The organism is Paenibacillus sp. FSL E2-0201, from assembly GCF_037963325.1.
GTDB lineage: Bacteria > Bacillota > Bacilli > Paenibacillales > Paenibacillaceae > Paenibacillus_AQ.
The window spans coordinates 2,399,629-2,424,621 of the sequence record NZ_CP150154.1 but is presented as its reverse complement, the minus strand read 5'-3'; the positions used below and the strand labels follow the sequence as shown (position 1 = coordinate 2,424,621).

Genomic DNA, 24,993 nt, shown 5'->3' with positions numbered 1-24,993 from the left:
TATTCTTCTATTAAACAAAAACGGTGAAGCAAAATAATTTTCGCTTCACCGTTCATTATATAATTCTAACTCTCCCGTAAATGAACATTAATTCGATATACGCTTTGCAGCGCTTTGTGCTGTAAGCTTGGCCTGCTTGACGCAATCGGGCATTGCCACTCCATCATATCCAGCTCCAAAGACATATATCCCAGGAAGTGTGGTCTCAAGCTCCCTATGGAATTTAGAAAGATTGTCAAGATGTCCAACAGGATACTGTGGCATCGAATGTTCCGAACGAGTAATTTCCGTGAATATAGGTTTCGCTGTAATGCCCATGATCTCTCGTAAATCCTTACTCACTAGCTCCGTAAGAGCCTCATCTGGAAGTTGAACATTCTGCTCATCTCCGGAACGGCCTACATGACAGCGCATAAGTACTTTATCATCTGGACTCGTATGCGGCCACTTCGTTGACGTCCATGTACAGGCAGTAATATTGCGCCCTTCCTTACGTGGCACAAGAAAACCTGCTCCAGCATCATCAATTTCGATATCCTTCTTGTCGAAGGCCATGACTAAGTTCGCAACCGATACATAATTTACCGCATCGAGTGCTGAAACATCCACATGTGGACGCAAAAGTTCGGCAGCAAAAGAATTTGGTGTGGTGATATATATTTCATCCGCAAGTAGCCGTTCGCCACTTTCCAGTTCTAGCTCATAACGAGAAGCATTAGTTCCTGTAGCATGTATAGAGACCACCGCAGCTTCAGTTCGCTGTTCTACATCATGCAGTTCATGAATCAAGCCATGCACGAGACTTTGTAGTCCTTTTCGAAATGTCAGAAAAGTGCTGTTCTTTGTGCTCGTATTTGTCTTGGAGGAATTCTGTTCTTTTATGATTCCACGAATAAGACCACCATACTGCCGCTCTACTTCTCCAAATTGCGGAAAGGTAGCCTGTAGGCTGACTTTGCGTAAATCCCCAGCATACATACCGGCTAATAGCGGTTCGGTCAAATTCTCCATCACTTCAGTACCTAAACGTCGCTCAATCAGCTGTCCGAGGGATTCATCGTCATTACTCCGCTTAGGAGGAAGGATCAAGTCCATCAGCGCGCGTATTTTGCCACCGAATGAAACCAGAGCACTTGATAGAAATGGCTTTAGTTCAGTAGGAATTCCAAGCACAAGACCGGAAGGCATAGGATGAAGCTTGTCACGCTGTAGTATATAGGTCTTCTCTGCCTTTGGATTTGTGTTCACCAGCTCGTGATCTAGCTCTAATTCCTTAGCCAATTCAATCATCTCTGTTTTGCTAGCTAAAAAAGAATCCGGACCTTTCTCAATCACAAATCCATCCCGGTGCAATGTTTCGATCTTCCCACCAAGAGTCTTGTCTTTCTCTAGCAGTACAATATCAGGTTTCATGCCAGCTTCTTTGTAAAACTTACGAATGTAAAAGGCGGCGCTGAGTCCACTCAGCCCACCGCCTATGATAACAATTCGCCTAGAGGGACCAGTCATGACTGACCGGCCGACATTTGATTCAGTCTTGTACGAACAACATCGCTCAATACGGACATGTACGCAGGATCGCTGTTTAATGATTCAATCCGCATAAGACGCATATCCAGCTCTGAAGCTACGGCTGTTGCCTCGATATCAAGGTCATACAGCACTTCTAAATGATCGGATACGAACCCGATCGGTGCCACTAGAACATACTCTACCTGTTCCTTGCTAAGCTGCTGAAGTGTATCCAGAATATCTGGTCCAAGCCATGGTTCAGCTGTCCGTCCTGCGCTTTGCCACGTAAACTGCCAATTGGTTATCCCCGCTTGATCTGCAATAGCCTTTGAGGTCTCCAATAGTTGATCTTTATAAGGATCGCCCATAGCTAGAATACGCTCTGGAAGACTATGCGCGCTAAATAATACCCTTATCTCATCGCGAGTAGCACCTGCTTCGATATATTGATCTATTTTCGCAGTTACTCTCCGGCTTAGAACATCGATCAATACTGGGTGCATATGGTAGCTCTCCACAAAACCCATGTTGATTTTACATGCATCAGCCTTTTCCTGAGCACGTTTGATATAGCCACCCACGCTCATGCTTGAATAGTGAGGAGCAAGCACAACACCAACCGCTTGGGTAATGCCGTCCTTCGCCATAGCCTCGACGCCGTCCTCAATAAACGGATAGGCATGCTTCAAACCCTGATAGCAGACAAATTCAACATCCGCCCCAGCTTTATCCGCGTTTAGTGCTGCCTGTAATGCAGCTACTTGACGGTCTGTGTTCTCCCGCAGCGGGAATACACCCCCGACGATCGCTTCATAGCGATCTGTTAATTCTTTAAGCTGCTCCGCTGTCGGCGGATTACCTCGCCGAATATGAGTGTAATATGCTTCAACGTCTTCTAAGCTTTTAGGAGTGCCATACGACATGACGAGAACACCTATTTTTGCTGTCACGGATTCCATCCCCTTATAGATTTAATAGGCTATTTTTAAGAACGCAGTTTGGCTGATTCTTTTAATACTTCCTGTGAATATTCGTGAATATATTCCGTTAATTCTCTAAGCTTCTCTAAAGAAGCCTCCGGGAATAAGCCATGACCCAGATTGAAGATATATCCCGGCTCTTGTACCCCTTCATCAATTAACGCTTTCGCGTGCTCCTTCAAGACGTCCATCGGCGCTGTAAGTAAATACGGATCCAGATTGCCTTGAATCGCAAATTTCCCACCGGTTCTGCGTCGACCTTCGGACAAGCTCACACGCCAGTCCACCCCGATTACATCCGCTTGAAGCTTCGTAAGACTCGGTAGCAATTCGCCAGAGCTTACGCCAGGAAAGTATATTTTCGGTACATCAAGATCAGATAATTCGGAAAAAATACGAGAAACCGTCGGTAACACATACTTTTCAAAATCGCGTGGCGCAAGGGCACCGACCCAGCTGTCGAACAATTGAAATGCTTTTCCACCACTACGCACGTGACTGCGGAGGTAAGCGATAATCATATCGCCGAGCTTGTCCATCAGCATTTCCCAGACACGGGGTTCACTGTACATTAGCTCTTTAGTCCGAATATATCCTTTGGAAGGTCTGCCTTCGATCAGATAGCTGGCAATTGTAAACGGTGCGCCTGCGAAAGTAATCAAGGGCACGTCCAGCTCCTTATCCAGAATAGCAATCGTCTCCAAAATATGTCCGAGATCGCCTTCAACATCAATAGGCTTCAGTCTCTCGACATCTGCTGCAGAGCGAATCGGATTCTCGATCACAGGGCCAATATCTTTGACGATATCAAATTTCACACCGATAGAAGCGACCGGATTCATAATGTCTGAATACAAAATGGCCGCGTCCACACCTAGCTTGCGCACAGGCATCAAGGTTACTTCAGCCGCCAACTCAGGCTGTTTGCAGATTTCAAGCAATGAGTACTTTTCCTTGATTTTACGGTACTCGGGATCATAACGGCCGGCCTGCCGCATGTACCATACGGGAACGTGCTCCGTATCCTGCTTTCTGCAGGCGCGGATAAAAGTGTCGTTGTAGGTCATGATAAGATCTCCATTATATTTTATAAGATTTTTTAAAATAAACGCTTACGGTCCTAATAAGGACGCCGATGGCGTTTATGCTTGATCGGCATACTTACTATTATGCCCTTTTTAAAAGGTTGTAACAAGCAAAACGAAGATCGTGGAATGACAATCCTATGACATTACTATGACATGTATTGCACTTTTGAAGCTAAAAAAATGATATACTGATAAAATGTCTATTTTTCTGTGAATCATGTATTTTCTGAAATTCTTTGAAAGGAAGTGAAAGCACTTTGAAGAAATGGGAGACATGGAAGGTCAACCTCTTAGTGCTTTGGTTCGGACAATTCTTGGTAAATGCCGGAATGACGATGATCACACCGTTCCTGACCTTGTATCTTGCTAAGGATCTTGGAGTTCAGGGTGAGCATGAAATTGGAATTTGGGCGGGCCTTATTTTTGCCGCAAACTTTTTAACTTCTTTCATTTTCCAGCCACTATGGGGAAAACTTGCTGACAAATATGGACGTAAAATCATGCTCCTGCGCTCCAGCTTTGGCATGGCTATCGTTATGGTGTTGATGGGCTTCGCACAATCCCCTATGCAGCTGCTCTTACTGCGACTGCTAAACGGTACAATCTCCGGCTTCAATCCCGCTTCCATCGCACTCGTATCGGGTACTACTCCGAAAGCACGTATGGGATTTTCGATGGGGCTGATGCAGTCGGGTTCTGTTGCTGGTACCATCCTAGGACCACTTATTGGTGGTTTTCTTGCTGATTTAATCGGATTTCGTCCGATCTTTTATGTCGTTGGCGCCTTGCTCTTCATCGCCTCTCTACTGGCACTGTTTCTCGTTAAAGAGAAATTCGATCGTGCAGAAGCGGCACAAGAGCCACAGGTGTCAGTAATGGAGGGCTTGAAGGAATTGATCAAGATCCCTCAGCTTCCAGCGCTGTTTGGTGTAACCTTTCTGCTGCAATTCGCAATGATCAGCCCCATGGCTTTGCTGCCACTTTATGTAGAAAAGTTAAATGGTCCTGCTGAGAATATTGCCTTTTTAGCCGGAATGGTCAGTGCAGTTACAGGGATTTCCAACATGCTGGCTTCTCCCTTGCTCGGCAAGCTGAGTGACAAAGTCGGTGCACATCGCATTCTGACCTACGCGTTAATCGGGGCTTCACTGTTCCTGATTCCGCAGGCGTTCGTTACTAGCGTGTGGCAGCTAATTATTGTTCGCTTTCTTATGGGGATTTTTATGGGCGGTTTATTGCCTAGCGTTAATGCACTTATCCGTTCTTATACCCCTGACGGGAAAGAAAGCCGCGCATTCGGCTTCAACGGCAGCACATTGTCACTTGGCAATATGCTGGGAGCTATCATAGGCGGCTTTCTATCTGGTTATATTGGTATTGAGGGACTGTTTATCATCTCCGGAAGCTTGTTGCTGTTGAACACCGTATGGGTCCGGGTTAAGCTATACAAAGCTACTCCACCACGGCTATTTCGCTAATTTTCTGCTATTTCACCATTGCCAACGCCAGTCCATCATAGGCTGGCAGACAAGTGCTGATCAGACGTTCATCGGTAGCGATCATTTCGTTGAAATGCCGTACTGCAAGAATGGCAGGCCCATTTCGATCTGTATTTAGCGTCCGTCCGCGGAGAAAAATATTATCACCAGCAATAATCGCACCTGGGTTAGCCAGCTTAATGGCATATTCCAAGTAATTAGAGTAGTTAATCTTATCTGCGTCAATGAAAAAGAAATCGAACTTAGCACCCTCTGCTTCCAGAGCCTTCAGACTGTCCATAGCAGGACCGATTCTATACTCCGTAGAATCTCCGAATCCGGCCAGTTCTAAATTACGGCGAGCAAGTTCAGCATAATCGGCCCTTAGCTCTAGTGAGGTCAGCCGGCCACCCGCTGCGAAACCACGGGATAAGCAAATCCCGCTGTAGCCGCCAAGTGCGCCAATCTCCAAAATACGCTTCGAGCGGGACAATCTAACAAGCATGGTGAGCAGTCTTCCGTATCCCGGCTCGACAGAGACCTCCGGCATACCCGCTTGGACGATAGCTTCTTTTACCTGAAGCAGGATTTCGTCCTCGGTATAAAGTTGTTCACTGTACTCTTCTTGTGTAAGCATAAAGATTCTCCTTTGATGATCCCCCGTTTTCTCGATTTAAGGGATGACGGGGAAAATTTTATGGTTTATGGAATGCCGGGCATTGTGAAGTGTCCCACATTCCCATATACTTGTATGGATGCTTTTGCGAGAAACGCTTATCGTCTTTAAAGGACGACAATGTCGTTTCTTCTTATTGTACTGGCTTTTTGTATTTATCTACAAGTTAAACGGAGTTGAGCGTATTTGAGCAAATTACAATTAATCGCTACTGCCCCTATGGGATTAGAAGCTGTAGTAGCGCGCGAATTAAACGAACTGGGTTATGAGACCACGGTCGAAAACGGTCGTGTATTGTTCAGTGGTGATTATATCGACATCTGTCGCTGTAATTTATGGCTGCGTACATCGGACCGCGTATTAGTAAAAATGGGCCAATTTCCAGCCAAAACCTTTGATGAATTATTCGAGGGTGTCAAAGCCCTTCCTTGGGAAGACTGGATTCCAGAGAATGGAGAATTTCCGGTAGAAGGCCGGTCCCATAAATCACAACTAACGAGTGTACCCGCTTGCCAAGGGATTGTCAAAAAAGCTATTGTTGAAAAGCTAAAGCTTTCCTACCATACGGACTGGTTTCCAGAGAACGGACCTCGTTATGTAATCGAAGTGATTTTGTTAAATGATATCGCGCTTATTACACTAGACACTACTGGACCTGCACTTCACAAACGTGGATACCGCAGACAAGCAACCGAAGCGCCACTGAAGGAAACGATGGCTGCTGCGCTAATCCAGCTTAGCCGCTGGAATGGCCACCGACCGCTATATGATCCTTGTTGCGGTTCAGGAACACTGTTGATCGAAGCTGCTATGATCGCTTGGAATATCGCACCGGGACTTCGCCGCTCCTTCCCTTCGGAACATTGGCCAGTCATTCCTAAGTATCTGTGGGAAGAAGCCCGCGAAGAAGCTTTCGATGCCGTGCGAGACGATTATCCGTTACAGCTAACCGGCACTGATATTGATCCTGCTGCCATAGAAATCGCTGAAGCTGCCGCTAAAAGCGCCGGCCTGTCCGGAGAAATCACCTTCACCGTGATGGCTGCCGCCAAAGCAAGACCCCAAGGGGAATATGGTTGCATCATCACCAACCCTCCATATGGAGAACGGATCAGTAATGACAAAGAGGTAGAGAAGCTGACTCGCCAATTTGGTGAAATGATGTTGTATCTACCGACTTGGTCATTCTTTGCCATCAGTCCTTATAAGGAATTCGAACAATATTACGGCCGTAAAGCGGACAAACGTCGCAAGCTGTATAACGGACGTATTGAGTGTCAATATTATCAATACTTGGGTCCACTTCCACCTAGAAATCCAAAATAATTTGGAAGACCATTGAATTAAGAACGGACATCTACCTCAATAGAGGACGGTGTCCGTTTCTTCTTACCTATTCATTTACAGCGTTAGGAGGCTTTAATGTGTCACGAGATCCATTTACGAGGAGCAGTTCGTCCTTAATAGATAGAATCACCCCTATTGTCCTCTCCCGTTATATCGGTTATATCCTTTTTCTTGGCATTATGCTCGCTAAGCTAATGTTTCTTCACAGCGGGCTGCATGCCCCAAATATTGATATGAACCGTCTCGATAAGCTGATTGCTCTTGGTTCAGTTATGCTATTGTCATTTTGGGTGCTATGGCTCCCCCGACGTGGTCAAACCATAGCCCTGATAATCATAAACTTGCTCCTGACATTACTTATTTATTCTGACATTGTCTACTACCGATACTTTCAAGATTTCATCACCGTTCCCGTTCTGTTTCAAGCCGGACAAATGGATGCACTCGGCGGGAGTATCTTTGCACTGCTCCGTCCTTCTGATCTCTATTTGTTCGCGGATTGGCTGCTGTTTCTCGTTTACGTCTTTTGCGTAGTACTATTCCGCCGGAACACCCATACCTATAACAATGGGCAGGCTTCCTACTATGCTCGTACAAGTCATTCCCGCACTTCATCACGCTTAATGACAGTACTGAAACGGAGCGCTAACGGTGTCGTCGCATTGGTACTGGGGTGCTTTCTGACCTTTGGCCCTATCCACTCTTATGCCACTACCTGGGCCAAGGGCTTGTTCACGGGTAACTGGTGGAGCTTGGCGATGTATAACGTTACAGGACTCATTGGATTTCACGGTTATGATATTTACTTGTATGCCAAAGATCATCTAGGCCCTCAGCCCGAGCTTCCACAGGAGGAAGCCAGTTCCATGAAGCTCTGGTTCAATGAACACAATGCTGAGCAAAGCGCACTTAACGACAGCTTTGGAAAATACAGCGGAAGCAATATCATTGTGATTCAAGCCGAAGCTTTTATGAATTTTGTAGTGGGACGTTCGATTAACGGACAAGAGATCACACCTAATTTGAATGCGCTTATAAAAGAGAACACCTACTTCAGTAATTACTATCATCAGACCTCACAAGGACGAACCTCCGATGCGGATTTCGCCTCTAATGGTTCACTGTATCCGCTGGTCTCCGGCTCAGTATTTGTCCGTTACCCGGATCATCAGTTTGACACACTGCCTGCCATTTTGAAGTCAAAGGGCTACAGTACCAATGCCTTCCATGCCTATGAGGGAAGCTTCTGGAATCGACAGATCATGTATAAGGCGATGGGGTATGACCATTTTCATAGTAAAAAAGACTACAAGATCGATGAGCCTCTAGGCTGGTCATTGGGAGATAAATCGTTCCTGAGGCAGTCACTGAATATGATGGATACAGCAGAATCGATACAGCAACCCTTTTACTCCTTTTTGACTACACTATCTAGTCATCATCCTTATTCTCTCCCTGCGGACAAGCAAGGGCTTGATACTGGGGAGTTTAAGGGGACTATCTTCGGTGATTATTTGCAGGCTGTTCACTATACGGATGAAGCTTTAGGGCAATTAGTAAGTGATATGAAACAACGCGGGTTGTGGGATAATACGATTCTTGCCTTTTATGGGGATCATGATAATTCCATCCAAGAGACCTCTTATTACGAGCGATTTCTTGGCAAAAGCCTAAGTAAACTCGACATGCATCAAATCATGCACCAAGTTCCATTACTCATTCATCTCCCGGGCACTAACGCCTCGGTCGTTGATTCTAATCCGGCGGGTCAATTGGATCTCACACCTTCCTTACTCCATCTGCTGGGGATCTCCCAAGATCCTTATTATCTTATGGGTAATAATCTGTTCAGCGGCAAAGAGCGACTTGTGACACTGCGAACCGGTGCCTTTGCCGATGCGAAGAGATCCTATCTCCCAAGTGAAAATGGCCAATTCGACAAGGGTACCTGTTATAGCCTCGATAGCCGCGAAGTTATTGATGTTGCGGGGTGCAGTACAGGGTTCGAGACAAGCAAGCAACGACTGCAAATCTCAGACGATATCATGAAATACGATGGCATCAAAATGCTCGAAAAGAAGAAACCGCGCCATAAAAATTCCGATCTATAATTAAAAAAAAGCCCTAAACTCCGTCATCAACACTGGTCAAGCCCCCATTTTATAGACACTGAAAAAAGACCCTAGGCAATAAGCTGTTTCCGGTACTCTACCGGAGGCAGCTTATTTAACCTTCGTTGTGGCCGATGTTGGTTATAAAATCGAATGTAATCTTCAATTTTCCTTTGTGCCTCATCCATATTTCGGATATCATAAGGATAGAGTCCTTCCGTTTTGAGATGCGAGAAGAAGCTCTCCATAGAGGCGTTGTCATAACAATTGCCTCGGCGAGACATGCTGATTCGGGCCCCAACCTTTGGCAGCATGTCGTGGTATGCATGAGACGTGTATTGGAATCCCTGATCGCTGTGAACGATCAGTCCAGTCACGTCTTTTTGCTGACTCCACGCCTGCTCAAAGGTCCGGAGAACCAGTTCGTTGTCGTTCCTAGCGCTCATTTGATAAGCGATAATTTCGTTATTGAATAAATCTTTAATCGCAGAAAGATAGAGCCACTTTTCGCCTACACGATATTGCGTAATGTCTGTCACCCATTTTTGGTTGGGAGCATCCGCTTTGAAATCCCGTTTCAAAATATTTTTCGCCACACGGTCTCCTTCAGAAGTAGCATAATTACAACGATGTTTTCGGCGGATCCTCGAACGAATGCCTAAATCCTGCATAATTCTGAGTACCTTCTTATGATTCATCCAAACCCCGTGGTCTTGTAGCAAGAACAATTGAATTTGGCGATAACCGTAGACTCCTTCATACCTTTCATAGACCTTCTGAATGAGCGCCTTTGCTTCCTGATCCCGATCTGTTCCTTTGCGCTTCATGAAAGCGTAGTATCCACTTCTAGAGACCCTAAAGAGTTTACACAGGTTGCTAACGGCATACTCTTTTGCAGCGTTCTCAATGACTCTATATTTGTGCGTTTCACCTCCTGCATCCAGATTTCCAAACACTTTTTTAGCATTTCATTTTCCCGTTTGAGCTTTTGAACATACCTATCTTGATCGATATATTCAATACGACGCCCCCGTTGATCTAGTAGCCCAAATTCCCCTAGCTCTCGGTATTTCTTCATCCATCTCTTTACCCGTCCTTGATCTTGTATCTCAAAATGCTCCGTAATTTTCCGATAAGTCCATCTTTCCTCCACATGTAAACGAATGGCCTCTTTTTTAATCTCATCTGAGTAATTTTTAAACTTCTGTCCTTTAATCGCCATAAAAATGCACCCCCTAGAATTTCATCGGATAAACCAGGGGTTTTTTCCAATGTCTATTCTAAGGGGTGCACTTCACACGGGTTTAGGGCTTTTTAAGTTGATGGATAAGACCTCTGCATTATTTCTGAACGGCCGGTTGCTTGATAAAAGCTTCTACCTTCTTCAACACTTCTTCCTCTGTTGGAGCACTCACATAACGACCATTAACATATACAAAGGCCCGTTTGCCACATGGACCACAGTACGACTTACAGCCGACCTTGATCTCTGCATCAGGCGCCATCTTTTGCAGTTTGGGTATGATACTCTTCAATTTCATAAAATTACATTCATCGCACACTTGTATATCGTTAGCCATGGAGCAACCCTTCTTTATGTCCCAAATTTAAGGCGAAACGTTTAGTGATCGCCGTGATTACCTTTAGACGGATTAGTAATAACAAAACCTTCTTCAGGAAGATATAAATAATCAACGACCACACCATCAAGGAGCGGTTGATTCGGATCAAGAATAACATCGATTTCTTTATCTGTCGACACTACAACATCATTCTCGTTAGGCGTGTCCAAATCCAGTCCGTAGTGAGCATGATCACCGTGAGCATGCGTAATCGCTACGCGAAGCTTCAACTCGCTGTTTCCTTCAAGTTCCATTTGTTTCTTTATCACTTTAGCCGCATTGCGGGTAATTTTGACCTTCATCTATTATCCATCTCCTAGTACTTAAATTAAATACTCAATTACCTATTTTAAAGGTAATTGATATCTAAAAGCAACTATATTAACAAATTAGATACACAATCCGAGGCAAATCTCACTTCACTGCCTCATTCTCCGGCCTGAAGTGCCGGGTATTTCCTTCCCATCCGTGATACGAACCAGCCCATCAGGAGCATTGTTACTCCAATATCATCGATCGGTAAAAACGGCATGAAATCTGGCAACACCCAATAGAGCAGCACTGGAATTGTGAATAACAGCTTGTCCCCAACTGCGACTTTAGGGGAGATTACATATCGCCAGGAACTACTGAAGATGGCAGACCATTGCTTCAGTGACAGCAGTTTTTTCAGTTTCATAGTGGCCCTCCTCCCAAGTAAAAAGGATACAGCCGCGGATAACGTGTAGTGACGACAGCGGCCATACCCTATGGTTTATTTTACGCAAGTTTACTGTAATTGTTTCATAATTATTTCACATTGGATAGTATCGTTCCCAAAATTAGACCCGTTTCTAGTGCCATATCTTCAAAATCTGCCAGTGGTAACGGATTTTTGCCGATCCCTAGCTCTACTGTAAATCCAGGTTTGCGGAAGGTCTGGATGAACCAATCCTTATATCCAGCATCGCTGCCCGTTAATTCGACTGCACGATAGCTACTCGCAGCGGCCAGCCGTGCTGCTAGTTCACGGCTTTCGGGAGGCTCATATCCCCGGTAATTCCAGTAGATCTCTCCCCCTTGGGTATGCAAAGACACTGCAGCTTCTCCGGGCACTCCCTCAGCAAGTATTGCCAGTGCGGCTGCCTCAGGCTCACTAAGCGCCTCAGGACCACTGTAATCACGCGGAGAGGGCAGAAATACACCCCGACGTTCCCGTTCCTCTTCCCAATGGGCAGGGAACTGATCCCCGAGATCCACACCGCGTATATTGGCCTTCCAATGGCGGAAGCTACGCCGTCCCCCGTTCCATTTCATAAGATCCGCATAATACGGGTGGCCTGGCAAAACACCTTCCTGTACTAATTCCACGCCGTCAGGGTTAGCCATGGGAACAGCCCATAGGGTCCAGTTATTGTACCATTCCTCTGGACGATGACCATTCCATGCCAAACCTTTAGCATAAGCTGCTGCGTACTCTTCTATAAACGACATCAAACAAGGCGAGGTCAGCCATTCATTAGCATGCAGAGCCGCGTTAACATGCAGATGACGGCTTCCATTACCTATTTTAAGCACATGAATTGGCTTGCCAAGCACACTGTTGCCAATTGGATGTGCTTGTATAAAAGGATATTGTGCAATCAGACTGCTGATGTCGTTCTCGACATCAACCGGGCCGTACTCTCCACGCAAGAACACCACTCGCTCTGGAATCGGAGGCGGAATGACGAGCACTTTTCCCGGTGTACAGCAGCGTCCTGAGGTCACACCTGGATTAAGCTTCTCCAAATCATCTAAACTCACATGGAATAATGAGATTATTCGTTCAAGATCGTCCCCTTCTTGCACCGCATATCTCTTACGGGGTGAAGACGGCAGAAATAAAACCTGACCCGGATATAAATAAGACTGTCTCCCAACCCATGGATTACCTTGAATCACATGCTCAGGGGTTAATCCATGCAGGGCGGCAATTCGGCTTACGGTATCTCCCCTGCTTGCAATATATTGTCGCATTAGGTCTCATCCTCTCGGCCTTTAATTGCTGATACGGTAGATACAAAAATAGCAGCAAACAGCACTTAACTCTATTGTATGCAAGTGCCACTCCCCTGCATGAAGGAGAAATGAATCACAAGAAAAAAGGCTGGGAAACGTGCTTCCCAGCCTTTTTTCTTACACTCCGTAGAGTTTGTCCCTATTCAATTCAACATTACTCTGCTTATAACGTGGATACTTGCCACACTACTGGGGTACGTCTAATTTGTTCTCCAAGCCAGTCTCGGGCAATTCTCTGAAACATTTCAGCATCACCACTGCAGAAGAACTGATGAATTGGACTTTCGTCCCCGATAGACAGCTTGCCTTTATCATATAAAATCGTGCTGATCTCACGAGCTGTCTCATCTGCGGAACTGATCAGTTTGACTCCCGGGCCCATGGTCTCTCCAATAGGTTCAACAAGAAATGGATAATGAGTGCATCCTAAAATTAAAGTATCGATGTTAGTATCTTTAATGCCTTCCAATGCCTGCTCTACAATATCATAACTTTTCTCTGAGCGGAACATGCCTTGCTCTACAAGCGGGACAAGCGCTGGGCAGGCTTGACTAACAACCTCAACGAATGGAGACAGCTGCTTCAGTGCATTAGTATAAGCCCCACTGCTAATTGTTCCAATTGTACCGATCACGCCGACATGTCCGCTTTTGGTCGCGCTAATTGCAGCACGGGCTCCGGGATGAATCACCCCAATGACAGGGATCGAGACCTTGGCTGAGATATAATCGAGTGCCGCGGCTGTTGCGGTATTACAAGCGATAACAATCATTTTAGGATTAAACTGGATCAAATAATCTACTATTTGTTCTGTAAACAGTGTTACTTCCTCGGTCGAACGGGGTCCGTACGGAGCTCGGGCCGTGTCTCCGAAATAAATGATCTTCTCCCGCGGGAGTTGCCTCATCACTTCTTTGACAACTGTTAGCCCTCCCACACCTGAGTCTAATATTGCGATAGCTTGCTGCACGAACACACCGCTTCCTTCTACTTGTTTTGTGTAGCTTATGTAAGCCGAAAACAAAATGTACCTGACTTTCAGCCCCAATTGCAGATAATACTCCTTTTGTACTCTTAGTTCAAGCCAATACTTTTTCCATCATTTCACAGGTCCATAAGAATGAAATAAAAAAGCCACCTTCCGCCCAATGCGAAAAAGCGGCTCTATTAAAAGAGAATAAGTACTTTTTGAACGTAAAACCAAAGAATCCATCCACTGTTTCATTATGCGATTTCGTTATTGTCCTTGTCATCTGACTGAGCTTCTTCAAGACTAGCTTCTTCACTGCCAGCTTCATCACTTACAGGCGATACCTCTAACTCCGTGACCTCTTCCAAAGTGACTGCAGCCTCTTGAATGGTTTCTTCAGCAGCAATTCCACTTACAGCTACAGTAGCTGTATCTTCTTCAACAGCACCAGAGCATGATTTGCTCCATTCGCGGACCTCATGTACGACATGGCCGATAGAATCTTTAGCTTTGTCATACAGCTCGACGCTCTTGTCACCTGCCTGCACGGCAATTCCCTGTACCTTTTCAATGCCAGCAGCTGTTCCTTCCGCAATATCCTTGCGCAGCTCTTTTCCTGGCTTAGGTGCGAACAGAAGTGCTGTCACCGATCCAACCACACTTCCGACTAAAGCTCCCCATAATAAACCTTTAGTGTCCTTTTTCATCGTTTCATCTCTCCTTTAAATTCATTGCTTCCCGCTCTACCGGGCTAATGCCTATATCTGCTATATCATAAGCAGCAGGAGTTTGTCTTGTGACTAATTATTACGACTTTTCAGAAGTTTTGTCTGTTACATTTTTGGGTGCAATAGCGTATCGGCAGCATTGTCCGCCTTCTGCCATACATTCACTTCTTGTAACTTTAGCATCCAGCAACTCCTCAAATAAGCTATGTTCGCATTGACAAGCTTTGCGATATTGGGTAGCCACCTGGCGGATCGGACAGTTGTATTCTCTTATGACATACGAACCGTCTTCTTCACGGTTCCACTCCGCCATATATCCCCCGGCATTTTGGATCGACGATAACTCGGCTACTCGTTCTTCCAAATTCCGGCGTTCCATCATCGGTGCATACTGGGTGAGCATTCGCCGACGGCGTCCCTCAAATAATGTATTTACAGCTTCCAATCCACTGCCATAATCCAATTCACGCAGAAGCTCCAAAGCCAAATTGTGATAGCTTTTTGGAAAATAGTCTTCGGACCTTTCTGTTAAAGAGTACATATGTAAAGGCCGCCCCATCGCTTGCCGAACCACTTTTGTCTTAGCAAGTCCCTCCTGCTCCAGCTGAAGCACATGACGACGGACACCCATCTCTGTAATTCCCAACTCTTCTGCCAGCGCGCCGATGGTCAGTGGTCCTTTCGTTTTCAGGAGCGTCATAATCAAGTGCCTTGTCGATCCATTTTCCTGCCCCATCTTCATCATAAAGGAACCCCCTCTCTTTCACGGCTATCGCCTATTTTATATGATTCTATCTTATGCTATTATAGCGTTACACCGGACCCTAGTTCCTGATCCAAATAATTCCCTACTTCAATAGCAAATTTCTCTAGCACCTCTGGAAGGATTGGAGTGAGCGGATGTAGAGCTTCTCTTTCCCAGGCAAAATAATCCTGCACGAGCGGCTTACGGAGCGCAACAAGCTCTATCAATCTCTCGTATATTTCACTTTTACCTAGCACTTTTTCTTCATGTATGATTGAAATGATATCCTCATAACTTCCAGCATCACGCATAATAAAACCGTCAATCAGACAACTACCAACGTCCGTGACCACCTCTATCGCCAGATGAAGGCAGCGTTCTTGTATTAGTCCGGTTAAAGTGTTGCCATCCCATGAAGCTGCTACAGTCCGAAGACCCGTGGTTATATCTGGGATTTGAGCAAGAATGGTTTCGATTTGTTTGCGGTTGACATAATACACAGTAATACCCCCATGTCAAAATAGTTAGAGAAATCTGCATTATCTCTACTTACCGCGTTTGCCGCGGCGTTTCAGCCAAAAGAACATAATGAAACTTGCCGCAAGAAAAACGACCAAATAAGTTAACGCTTCCATCGGATACTCGAGCTCACGCATTCCTGTCACCGCTTCCGGTATAAAATGATGATGCTATTCAATCAGTTTATCGCTTAAATTACGTAATCTACAGCAATTGAAAGTTCCTTCACTTCATTAATATGAGCTATGACTTCCTTGTGCGCCGGATGAACCTGATAAGCCTGTAAATCATCAAGAGAAGCTACCACCGTAACAAGCGCAATATCAAAGGATCGATCAGAATGAATGATATCAGCACCCACTTCAATCGAAAGGAGCTGCGGGATTTTACCTTCCATATTTCGCAATACGGCTACCGTTGCCGCAACGCTTTCTTCGGACCGGTCCTTCAATTTGAAAAACACTATATGCTTGATCATTCTATCTCGCTCCCTGTTGTAATATTGTAATTAGATATTAAAAATATATCATAAGCTTACGCGTTCTGAAAGAAACTTAAGAAGTGATGACAGAAATAGCAGCATTAACCATTGCCGATGTACAGGAAAGTGTTGTAGTATATTTTTAAAAAATCGGAGGAATTATGCCTAGTAACCAACAAGAAACTCATAATATCCAGGCGTGGTCTCTGATCAACCGCAAATATCTTGGACAAGGCGTTCGTGTAAAAAGATTCCGCCGTCCAAAGCGTAGCCAGATTAGAAACCGTGTGTTACTTGCTGTATTGATGGCTAAGGATATCAAACTTTCACGACTCGCAGAAGATCTTGGTATATCCTCTCGCAGTGTAAGTGCCTGGGTATACGAAGGTCGTATCCCTTCCAACAATAACATTGACAAGACCTGCCGCCTGCTCGGGTACCCGTCCCACATTTTGTTTAATGAAACACTGATTCGTCAAAGTCCAATTGTATGTCAACCAACACCTTCTCGCTTTATGAAAAGAAGTATTACCAGTTCACCGCGCAGCAATGTGATTCTGACCGGACTTTGTATGGTTTACGATTTTTCCGTAACCGATGTAAGTATTTGGATAGGGGTTCATCCCGGAACGTTCCGTAAATGGTTGCACAGCAGCCATCTGCCGACTCCTGCTCTGCAGGAAAAAGCTGAAGCCTTCTTCCGGATTCCACGCCATATTCTATTTGCAGACTGCGGAACGCTCTAATGTGATTCTATCGCTTAATTAGTTTAACGCCAGACCTTCCTCCTTAATTAGGAGAAGGGTTTTTTGCCATATTTTTTTCTTGAAAAAGGGTCATACTACTGTTTAGGTACTTTCTTCAGATTTTTAGAACGGAATAGGAGGCGGTAAGATGAGACTTGATGGAATACTATCTGAAGGCTACACCGATACTTGGGACGTGGCCCCCGGTGTCATCGGACTACGAACTATGTTCGTAAATTGCGCATTCATTGGCCAGCCCCATTCGGACTGGATCATTGTAGATACAGGACTCAGCTCATACGCAAATAGGATTATTGAATTTGCTAAAGAGAAGTTCGAGAAGCCCCCAGTCGCCATTATCCTGACACATGGACATTTTGACCATATCGGGGGCGTAAAAAAGCTTCTTGAGGAATGGAATATACCCGTATATGCTCATCCGCTTGAGCTTCCTTATCTAACAGGTAAAGCGGACTATCCTCCAGCGGACCCGGCCGTAGGCGGCGGACTGATGAGTACGGTGTCCTCATTATTTTCACATCGCGGCATCGACCTTGGTTCAGCCGTACAGCCGTTGCCGGAAGACAGAACCGTCCCTGGAGCAAAAGGCTGGAAATGGATCCATACTCCCGGTCATAGTCCCGGCCATATTTCCCTATTCAGACCAGAGGATAAGGTTCTGATTGCTGGTGACACCTTTCTTACAGTCAAACAAGAGTCTGTTTTCGCAGTGGCTACACAGCATCAGGTTGTACACGGCCCGCCCTCTTATTTCACAACGGACTGGGAAGACGCTGAAAAGTCAGTCCGAACCCTTGCACTCCTAAACCCTCATATCGTTCTCTCTGGACACGGGGTGCCTATGGAAGGTGAGAAGTTATCTACTCAGCTAGCCCATTTATGCAAAAATTTCAAAGAAATGGCGCTACCAGGTCAAGGGAAGTTCGTGTAATTTTCTTGCGAATATAGATCTTAGGACATATTGACGGGTTGATCCCTGAGGATCTCTAAGTGTCTCGATATAGGTGCCAGTTTTTATAATTTCCATATGCTCAAAATGCTGTTTTAAATCAGCTTCACTAAAAAAATGAGCATATTTCCCTTCTATATATTCATAAGTTGCAGGTTCCAAGCATGCACCACAGCCGTAATTCGGATCCTCATCGGAAAAAGAAGTGAAATAAAGCAGACCTCCGGGGTGCAATTGGTCCAGACAATTTGAAACCAACCTGCGACGATCCTCATAAAGAAATAAATGCAATAAGTCATAGCAGTAGATAGCATCTACCTTCGTCTCTAGATTGCAGTCTAACACGGAACCGGAAATAAAAAAGCATGCGGGGTCCCACTCCACCGCAAGCCCGAGTGCGGCCCCGCTTAATTCAATACCAATGGTCTCAAATTCACTGGAGAACACCTTCGTATTCCGCCCATAGCCTGCTCCTGGTACAAGTACGGACCTCACATTATGCTTACGAAAGAGCCCCTTTGCCTCCAAAGCCGTAAGGCTTGGATCAGTTCCCCAGACCATTCCTTCCTGAGCGAACCGCCGGTTCCAGTAATCGGACATTCGTCATCACCTCACTTCGCTTTAATTGCCCACCACTCTATACCAATATGGATATATTTCCTTAAAACCGAGCTTGTCATACAAAGCCGAAGCACCAGCATTCGCTTGTACAACCTGCAAAAAAGCGGTTGTCGCTCCCTGCGTCTTGCCCCAGTGAATTAATGCAAGCAGCAGTTGCTCCGCCATACCTTGTCTACGCTGATCGGAAGCCGTGATAATATCAAAGAGACCTATGTATCCGTTCTGAATAACACCCAGACCGCAAGCGGCAGGAACACCATTTTTATACAAAAGAACATAGCCCTGCTGCAAGACCGAAGCACATAACATTCTAGTTAATGTGCTCCGATTCTCAATGGATAGCACAGAGAGCTTCGTGAAGACATTTAGCCATTCTTCAGTTAGGCTCTCCTGAACTTGTACCTCATATCGATGATCAGGAGTAGCTAAATCCTCTAGGTCTAGAAGCCTTACAGAGGATGGCTCAACAACTGTGTATCCGCGATCCGCTAGAAGCTCGTCCAGGTTCGCTGGCTGGATATACGGTGTTATTTTAAACACAGGCTTTAATCCCGCAGCCTTATAGTACTGCTCAGCAAGCTTGATTTGGTTTGTAAGATCGGTATGAGAGCTCTCAACACTATACAATGGATTGACCGAATTGGCCCTTTTTGTATAACCTGCAGCCGTTCGCAGTACCCAGCCGTTTAGGAGAACACTCTGCTCTGCCGGCCACGTATTGAGTGTAATTTCCTCTATTGATTTATACATGCTATCCCCTCCTTATTAACCGCGTTCCCGCTTATTACGCATCGCTGGCAGCAGCTTCACTGCATCATCACCATACGAAGTAAAATAGTCGTATTCAGGGGACTCCTTGCCGTATAGTGCTATTTTCCCATCTGCATTGTAATGAACTCCCCAACCGAAACGCTTCGGAAGCAGAGAGGCCCGCAGGCATGGATGTTTTCTGGAAAATAGCTCATTCCATATTTCTTCCTTACGGTTCATTCGTACTTCCTGTGGGATTTGTTTATGCCGCACATGAATCTCGTACAGAAGCTCTTCATGATTGTATTTATAGGGTTCATTGATAAGCAGCTCATACTGAATTACATGAGCAGGCGGGAGTGTACGACAAGACATCGGAGGGATTCCTGTTTCCTCAGGACAATCTTCTGCTACCCGAATGAAAGTGTTTGTATAACTCATGTGCAACACCTCTATTATTAATTGAAATATATTCCTTCTATGATAATTCATAGCTCTATTATAAGCATAGCCGAATTTTACAAATTTCACTATAATTACACAGCAAAAATCCGGAATCTAAATCTCCTGACTCCGGATTTCCTACCTGCTATCTCATTTTAGATTCTATTCCTCGGTAGCTGCTAGGAGCTCCTCTACCGGCCATGGAAGCGGATTGTGAAAGGTGGTCCAATCCTGCTTCAGCTCTTCAAGTGTCAGTAAACATCTGTCCAATCTGGCTTCAATTTGTGCCTGATCCATACTCACACCAATAAACACGATTTCATTCATGCGATCGCCCCACTGCTCGTCCCACTTGGCTTTCATTTCAGGTTCGCTTTCCAATACCTCCAGCTGCTGATCCTCAGGCATTGCAGCTAGCCAGTAGCCGGCAGGTCCGAACTGAATCGAGGGTCCAGCCTGGCTGATACTCGCTGCAAGATCACCTTCAGCGGCAACCCATACAATCCCCTTCGCCCTAACAACCTCTTCCGGCCAATGACTGAAGAACAAGCTTAATCTTTGCGGATGGAATGGTGTTCTCCGGCGATAGACAAACGAAGATATTCCGTATTCCTCCGTCTCAGGTGTATGAGACTCCTTATTCAGCTCCGTGATCCAACCGGAAGATAAGCTTGTTTTTTCAAAATCAAACCGTCCGGTATTAAGAATCTCCTTCGGATCTACCACTCCGTTAACCGTACGGATCAGCTTGGCGGTCGGCTGAAGTTTACGGAGCACAGTTTCAAGCTTGTTGAGCTCTTCTTCTTCCAGCAGATCACATTTATTAAGCAGCAACACATCACAAGTTTCGATCTGATCTATAAGCAAATCCACGATATCGCGAAAATCATCTTCGCCAGCCGTTTGACTGCGATCCATCAGACTATCACCAGAAGAGAAGTCATACCAGAATCGGCCCGCATCCACAACGGTAACCATCGTGTCTAATTGAGCAAGCGTAGTTAAATCGATATCCAGCTCGGGATTCGCATAGGTAAAGGTCTGGGCTACCGGCACAGGCTCACTAATGCCAGAAGATTCAATCAGGATATAATCAAACCTACCCTCAGCAGCCAGCTTTTGCACTTCAACAATCAAATCATCGCGGAGTGTGCAGCAGATACAACCGTTAGACATCTCCACTAATTTCTCTTCAGTTCTGGACAGCGTGTTTCCGGACTTCACCAGATTGGCATCCACATTCACTTCACTCATATCGTTCACGATAACAGCAACTTTCAAGCCTTCTCGGTTGTGCAAGACATGATTCAACAACGTTGTTTTACCGGAGCCTAAGTAACCACTTAGCACAGTAACGGGGATTTTTTTCATTCAGATCACTCCTATCATTGATTAGCATTTATATTTAGCACTTATAGCACTTACCGGGTTTCGCGGTGTAAGGTAACTCTTTTGAGGCGTGGACAATATTTCTTCATTTCCATACGACCTGGATGATTTCGCTTATTCTTGGTAGTGGTATAGTTGCGATCTCCTGTCTCCGTACATGCTAAAGTAATGATTACTCTCATTGGTTCCATCTCCTTTTTAATTAAATCGTAATAATTACGATTAACACATCGTACACGTTTTATTCACTGTCTGTCAACTATCGTCTTGTAAATATTTCAACTCTCTTAATTTTGTGGTCTTTCTGATGGACAAATCACGTATAGATGGAATTATAAAAATATGATTCTTGTAATTTCAGGAGAATCAGGCAGGAGTGGAGATCATGAAGATACCAGTAATTATTTTGAGCGGGTTTCTGGGGAGCGGGAAGACAACTCTGCTGTTGTCCCTGCTGAAAGAGAGTAAGGTAAGAGGACTGAACCCTGGCGTAGTTATGAATGAGCTCGGTAAGAGAGATGTGGATGGATATATTCTACAGGAGCACACGGGTACAACCGTGACTAAACTGCTGGACGGGTGCGTATGCTGTAGCCGTAAAGAGGATCTGGCAGACAGCCTGCTGGTATTGTTAAGAGGGCGCCCTGATGCTATTTATATCGAGCTTACCGGTGTCGCAAACCCAGAAGAAATCGCCAAAACACTACAAGAAACCTCTCTCCAGGAAAGAGTCGAATTGCATTTTACGATTACCTTATTGGATGCAGAAAACGCCTTAGAATATAACAGCAGACTCTCTTCTGACAAACAACTGGTTCGTACTCTTCGCAAGCAACTGTCCACCGCTGATCTCATTGTCGTTAATAAGAGTGATCTTGTAGAACCTGAAACCTTATGGCGAATAGAAAAGGGTGTTCGAAAACAAAATGCAGAGGCTGAAATCGTATATACCCATTACAGCGAGATCAACCTTTCTCCGATATTATCAGGAATCATTCCACGCAAAATCATCGCGCCCGCACCGCAACGAGCGCCCCAGACCTTTAAAGGCGCCTCTCTGAAGCAAATGAATTCAGAGCACGGAGGAACCGCTGTAAAAGAAGTGCAGGAGGAGCAGCATGCTTCTTTTTCCCAAGTGACTGCCATCACGCTGACCATACCTCAAGCAGGGACTACTATGCCTTCCAAAGAACGGCTAGAGGCTTTTTTTCAAGAATGGGGTGACAACCTGCTCCGTGCCAAGGGCCATATCCTTTTGTCTGAACAGGAACCGGTACAGCTTGTCCAATATGCGGGTATGCGTACGAGCTGGGAGGCGTCTCGTTATCCTGGAATGCCTTATGTGGTATTCATCGGGATTAATTTAGATGAGGAACTGCTGGCAGATCGGTGGACCGCCTTATTCGCGCCTTGACTACCCTATCTCCATTAAAATTACTGCCGCTGCTTCTACCGATTTCCTTCTTGATCATCATTGGTTTTATATGGGTGCCAAATCAGCTGGAACTTCTGGATAACGCGTACATTGATACGTTCAAAACCGGATTTATCGGGATTTTGCTAGAAGCTTTGCCGTTTGTGTTAGCAGGAGCTTTATTATCCTCGCTGCTTAGAGTCTTTATCCCAGATGAAATGATCTCCCGCTGGATTCCAAGGCAGGCGTTGCCGGCTATTTTATTCGCTTGCCTGCTTGGAATTATTTTTCCGGTATGTGAATGCGGAATGATCCCTCTCGTCCGCCGGCTAATCCATAAGGGGATGCCTGTCTACGTGGCGATCGTGTTTATTCTATCCGGACCCATCCTAAATCCTGTCGTCTACGGAGCAACTCTGACGGCTTTTCGTAACCACTCCGAACTGGCCTATGCCCGGATGGGTCTAGCCTTTGCTGTCGCCTGTATTATAGGCCTAATTATCTATGCAACGGTGAAAAAGTCCCCTGTACGCCTGAGTGTTCAGCGCGAAACCGATAACACGCATCACAATAATTCACGTGGAGGAAAGTTAGCTGCTGTCTTTGTTCATACCTCGGACGAGTTTTTTGAGATGGGAAAATACTTAATTATCGGCTGTCTACTAACCTCGGCCATCCAAACGTTTATGGTTCAAGATAGTCTGGCAGCAATCGGAGATAAGCCGCTAGGGTCTTATTTTTTCATGATGGGACTGGCATTTGTGCTTTCACTCTGCTCCACCTCGGATGCCTTTGTTGCTTCCACCTTTGTACATTCTTTTCCGGCAGGTGCACTGCTAGCTTTTATGGTGTTCGGGCCGATGCTGGATTTCAAAAATTCATTGATGTTACTCTCCCTGTTCAAGACCAAATTCGCCCTTTATTTGTTCTTTCTTATCTTTTCGAGCGTATTTATCGGGGCTGTAGTCATGTCCTTATGGCTGTAATCATAGAAATTCCGCACTGATAGGAGGAAGAGCATGAATGACTCTCGAAGCATCCGATTTCACTATTTGTTAAGGGCGGTCATTCTGCTCGCCTTTGCTCTCTATATTGGGCATTTAGTGCAGCAAGACGCTTTGCATTATTATGTAGCGCCCAAGCTGGCACGCTGGGTTCAATTATGTCCGATTCCTTTGACACTTATGGCACTTAGCTTGGCCATTCAGGCCTTATTTGGTAAAGGCAGTGTTCTATGCGACTGCGAGCATCGCCTCCCGCATTCCATATTTAAAAGTACAGCACTTTATGGATTATTTCTTTTTCCGCTGCTGCTTGGATTTGCACTTCCTGACCGTGCCTTGGGAAGTATGGCTGCTAGCAAAAAAGGGATAACTTTAACCTCATCGCCCTCCGATACTAACAATGTCGCTAGATTCGAATCAATTGATCCCTATCACGAGGAGCTCACAGAGCTGGCCAAGATTCTTTATGTACAGCCTACTATCCCTGTTTACCCTGCAATTTTCTCCGAAACACTTGGTGCTATCGACATGTATAAAGAGCAATTTGAAGGCAAAGAAATTTCCGTTTCCGGGTTTCTATATCGCAATGACAGTGAAACGCCAGAGAATGCTTTTGCCATTGGCAGATTTCTGGTCCAGTGCTGTACCGCTGATGCCACTCCATTTGGGATGCTGGTTGATTCCGGCAAACTAAAAAGCTTGCCCACTGATACCTGGATAGAGGTTCGGGGCAAGCTTCAAGTTGTGCAATATAAGGGCCAAGAAATAATGCAAATTCGTGCAGAAAGCATTACACCGATCGCGCAACCAACAACACCTTACATTTACACGAGCGCTGACTCCATAGCCACATGGAAAGCCCTACAGAGTTCTGCTAAGCCTTACTAAATAATGGCATCCAGCTCATCTTCATCATTCTCAGACCGGTTAGGGTTAAATACTTCAACCATTATACGAGCTGGAATACAGATGATTTGCTGCTTCGGTCTAGAAATAAACCCCATTTCTAAGGCGATTCGCAGAGGCGCATCAGAATACGTCATTTGGATCCCGTAATCAAATACCTTTAAGGTATTGTGACCGAACTTTGTTTGAATATCTATAATTTGCTCTTCCTTAGTCAAAGAAACGGTTTTGTATTCTTTGCCATCGACCGTAATTATAGCTTTCAAATCTCCTTGTTGATACTGCTCATTGCGGGTGTCCCACCACTTGATTCCGTAAATTAAACCGGCTGCTAACAGCGCTATAAAAATAATTACAAAATCGCCACGCTTCATTTTTAACAAGGTATGGATCCTTTCATCGACATTGATATGCGTAATAATTACGATTACAAATATATAAATCATACGCCT

At 45.3% G+C, this 24,993-nt stretch carries 29 protein-coding genes; 8 read left to right on the top strand and 21 right to left on the bottom strand.

All coding sequences use genetic code 11. The features are described 5' to 3' along the window. Window positions 1-87: 87 nt before the first annotated feature. From hemG to hemE, 3 genes are read right to left on the bottom strand one after another with little or no spacing between them, the layout of a single operon-like run. Entirely contained in the window at window positions 88-1,509 is a 1,422-nt protein-coding gene (gene hemG / locus NSU15_RS10525; RefSeq protein ID WP_339290262.1) for a protoporphyrinogen oxidase, read from the bottom strand. After that, on the bottom strand, window positions 1,506-2,462 hold the full coding sequence (gene hemH, locus NSU15_RS10520; RefSeq protein WP_139328657.1) for a ferrochelatase: 957 nt from the start codon (window positions 2,460-2,462) through the stop codon (window positions 1,506-1,508). Before hemH ends, hemG begins: the two co-directional genes overlap by 4 nt. A 35-nt stretch (window positions 2,463-2,497) precedes the next feature. After that, window positions 2,498-3,559: a uroporphyrinogen decarboxylase gene (hemE, locus tag NSU15_RS10515; RefSeq protein WP_042186799.1), complete on the bottom strand. Its 1,062-nt coding sequence runs from the start codon at window positions 3,557-3,559 to the stop codon at window positions 2,498-2,500. 278 nt (window positions 3,560-3,837) lie between these two features. Between hemE and NSU15_RS10510 the strand changes: the two genes are divergently transcribed. Next, entirely contained in the window at window positions 3,838-5,058 is a 1,221-nt protein-coding gene (locus NSU15_RS10510) for an MFS transporter (protein WP_042126273.1), read from the top strand. Between the two features lie 7 nt (window positions 5,059-5,065). Here the strand turns inward: NSU15_RS10510 and NSU15_RS10505 are convergent, their stop codons facing one another. Next, complete coding sequence (locus NSU15_RS10505; protein ID WP_042126271.1) at window positions 5,066-5,695, bottom strand: O-methyltransferase; 630 nt, start codon at window positions 5,693-5,695, stop codon at window positions 5,066-5,068. A 225-nt stretch (window positions 5,696-5,920) separates the two neighbouring features. On the opposite strand from NSU15_RS10505, the gene NSU15_RS10500 reads away from it, so the two are divergent. After that, on the top strand, window positions 5,921-7,060 hold the full coding sequence (locus tag NSU15_RS10500; RefSeq protein ID WP_042126269.1) for a class I SAM-dependent RNA methyltransferase: 1,140 nt from the start codon (window positions 5,921-5,923) through the stop codon (window positions 7,058-7,060). Between the two features lie 98 nt (window positions 7,061-7,158). Beyond that, window positions 7,159-9,192, top strand: a complete 2,034-nt coding sequence (locus NSU15_RS10495) for an LTA synthase family protein (protein WP_339290259.1) — start codon at window positions 7,159-7,161, stop codon at window positions 9,190-9,192. A gap of 71 nt (window positions 9,193-9,263) precedes the next feature. Here NSU15_RS10495 and NSU15_RS10490 read toward each other — a convergent pair whose 3' ends face one another. The 11 genes from NSU15_RS10490 to NSU15_RS10440 all read right to left on the bottom strand — a co-directional run bounded on the left by NSU15_RS10490 (window position 9,264) and on the right by NSU15_RS10440 (window position 16,294). Continuing rightward, window positions 9,264-10,064, bottom strand: coding sequence for an IS3 family transposase (locus tag NSU15_RS10490; RefSeq protein ID WP_339291250.1), 801 nt, complete (start codon window positions 10,062-10,064; stop codon window positions 9,264-9,266). Next, window positions 10,016-10,414, bottom strand: coding sequence for a helix-turn-helix domain-containing protein (locus NSU15_RS10485; protein ID WP_042123336.1), 399 nt, complete (start codon window positions 10,412-10,414; stop codon window positions 10,016-10,018). Before NSU15_RS10485 ends, NSU15_RS10490 begins: the two co-directional genes overlap by 49 nt. A 118-nt stretch (window positions 10,415-10,532) precedes the next feature. Beyond that, complete coding sequence (locus tag NSU15_RS10480; protein ID WP_042126265.1) at window positions 10,533-10,772, bottom strand: DUF1450 domain-containing protein; 240 nt, start codon at window positions 10,770-10,772, stop codon at window positions 10,533-10,535. A gap of 41 nt (window positions 10,773-10,813) precedes the next feature. Continuing rightward, on the bottom strand, window positions 10,814-11,116 hold the full coding sequence (locus NSU15_RS10475; protein ID WP_042126263.1) for a heme biosynthesis protein HemY: 303 nt from the start codon (window positions 11,114-11,116) through the stop codon (window positions 10,814-10,816). A 125-nt stretch (window positions 11,117-11,241) separates the two neighbouring features. Next, window positions 11,242-11,493 (bottom strand): hypothetical protein, encoded by a 252-nt coding sequence (locus NSU15_RS10470; protein WP_339290258.1) that lies wholly within the window; start codon window positions 11,491-11,493, stop codon window positions 11,242-11,244. A 110-nt stretch (window positions 11,494-11,603) separates the two neighbouring features. Further along, window positions 11,604-12,812, bottom strand: a complete 1,209-nt coding sequence (locus NSU15_RS10465; RefSeq protein ID WP_339290256.1) for a M14 family metallopeptidase — start codon at window positions 12,810-12,812, stop codon at window positions 11,604-11,606. Window positions 12,813-13,017: 205 nt separating this feature from the next. Then, window positions 13,018-13,824 (bottom strand): glutamate racemase, encoded by an 807-nt coding sequence (racE, locus tag NSU15_RS10460; RefSeq protein ID WP_042132046.1) that lies wholly within the window; start codon window positions 13,822-13,824, stop codon window positions 13,018-13,020. A 254-nt stretch (window positions 13,825-14,078) separates the two neighbouring features. Beyond that, window positions 14,079-14,531 (bottom strand): YtxH domain-containing protein, encoded by a 453-nt coding sequence (locus NSU15_RS10455; RefSeq protein WP_076120068.1) that lies wholly within the window; start codon window positions 14,529-14,531, stop codon window positions 14,079-14,081. Window positions 14,532-14,631: 100 nt separating this feature from the next. Next, window positions 14,632-15,297 (bottom strand): metalloregulator ArsR/SmtB family transcription factor, encoded by a 666-nt coding sequence (locus NSU15_RS10450; RefSeq protein ID WP_042126257.1) that lies wholly within the window; start codon window positions 15,295-15,297, stop codon window positions 14,632-14,634. A gap of 59 nt (window positions 15,298-15,356) precedes the next feature. Beyond that, window positions 15,357-15,797, bottom strand: a complete 441-nt coding sequence (locus NSU15_RS10445) for a HepT-like ribonuclease domain-containing protein (protein ID WP_339290252.1) — start codon at window positions 15,795-15,797, stop codon at window positions 15,357-15,359. Window positions 15,798-16,006: 209 nt separating this feature from the next. After that, a complete protein-coding gene (locus NSU15_RS10440) occupies window positions 16,007-16,294 on the bottom strand; it encodes a Dabb family protein (RefSeq protein ID WP_042126253.1) in 288 nt (95 codons plus the stop codon). Between the two features lie 164 nt (window positions 16,295-16,458). Between NSU15_RS10440 and NSU15_RS10435 the strand changes: the two genes are divergently transcribed. Together NSU15_RS10435 and NSU15_RS10430 are read left to right on the top strand one after the other, a co-directional pair. Then, complete coding sequence (locus NSU15_RS10435) at window positions 16,459-17,043, top strand: helix-turn-helix transcriptional regulator (protein WP_076120067.1); 585 nt, start codon at window positions 16,459-16,461, stop codon at window positions 17,041-17,043. Between the two features lie 148 nt (window positions 17,044-17,191). After that, window positions 17,192-17,995: an MBL fold metallo-hydrolase gene (locus NSU15_RS10430; RefSeq protein WP_042126249.1), complete on the top strand. Its 804-nt coding sequence runs from the start codon at window positions 17,192-17,194 to the stop codon at window positions 17,993-17,995. Here the strand turns inward: NSU15_RS10430 and NSU15_RS10425 are convergent. The 5 genes from NSU15_RS10425 to rpmG form a co-directional block, all read right to left on the bottom strand. Next, window positions 17,969-18,613 (bottom strand): class I SAM-dependent methyltransferase, encoded by a 645-nt coding sequence (locus tag NSU15_RS10425; RefSeq protein ID WP_339290250.1) that lies wholly within the window; start codon window positions 18,611-18,613, stop codon window positions 17,969-17,971. The genes NSU15_RS10430 and NSU15_RS10425 overlap by 27 nt on opposite strands. A gap of 21 nt (window positions 18,614-18,634) precedes the next feature. Continuing rightward, window positions 18,635-19,384, bottom strand: a complete 750-nt coding sequence (locus NSU15_RS10420; protein WP_339290248.1) for a GNAT family N-acetyltransferase — start codon at window positions 19,382-19,384, stop codon at window positions 18,635-18,637. A 15-nt stretch (window positions 19,385-19,399) separates the two neighbouring features. Then, window positions 19,400-19,825 carry a DUF6157 family protein gene (locus tag NSU15_RS10415; protein ID WP_339290246.1) on the bottom strand — a complete coding sequence of 142 codons (426 nt, stop codon included), beginning with the start codon at window positions 19,823-19,825 and terminating at the stop codon, window positions 19,400-19,402. 165 nt (window positions 19,826-19,990) lie between these two features. Continuing rightward, a complete protein-coding gene (locus tag NSU15_RS10410) occupies window positions 19,991-21,199 on the bottom strand; it encodes a GTP-binding protein (protein WP_339290245.1) in 1,209 nt (402 codons plus the stop codon). A gap of 50 nt (window positions 21,200-21,249) precedes the next feature. Next, window positions 21,250-21,399 carry a 50S ribosomal protein L33 gene (gene rpmG / locus NSU15_RS10405; RefSeq protein WP_076098468.1) on the bottom strand — a complete coding sequence of 50 codons (150 nt, stop codon included), beginning with the start codon at window positions 21,397-21,399 and terminating at the stop codon, window positions 21,250-21,252. A 203-nt stretch (window positions 21,400-21,602) separates the two neighbouring features. On the opposite strand from rpmG, the gene NSU15_RS10400 reads away from it, so the two are divergent. Genes NSU15_RS10400 through NSU15_RS10390 form a run of 3 tightly spaced genes read left to right on the top strand, consistent with a single transcriptional unit; the run spans window position 21,603 to window position 24,523 of the window. Next, window positions 21,603-22,631: a GTP-binding protein gene (locus NSU15_RS10400; protein WP_042126239.1), complete on the top strand. Its 1,029-nt coding sequence runs from the start codon at window positions 21,603-21,605 to the stop codon at window positions 22,629-22,631. After that, complete coding sequence (locus tag NSU15_RS10395) at window positions 22,628-23,617, top strand: permease (RefSeq protein ID WP_076120062.1); 990 nt, start codon at window positions 22,628-22,630, stop codon at window positions 23,615-23,617. Before NSU15_RS10400 ends, NSU15_RS10395 begins: the two co-directional genes overlap by 4 nt. Window positions 23,618-23,650: 33 nt before the next feature. Continuing rightward, the gene (locus NSU15_RS10390; RefSeq protein ID WP_076120061.1) at window positions 23,651-24,523 is read left to right on the top strand and encodes a TIGR03943 family protein; all 873 of its coding nucleotides are present in this window, start codon (window positions 23,651-23,653) and stop codon (window positions 24,521-24,523) included. Here NSU15_RS10390 and NSU15_RS10385 read toward each other — a convergent pair. Then, window positions 24,520-24,987, bottom strand: coding sequence for a NusG domain II-containing protein (locus NSU15_RS10385; protein ID WP_339290242.1), 468 nt, complete (start codon window positions 24,985-24,987; stop codon window positions 24,520-24,522). The two genes, NSU15_RS10390 and NSU15_RS10385, sit on opposite strands and share 4 nt — an antisense overlap. Between the last annotated feature and the right edge of the window lie 6 nt (window positions 24,988-24,993).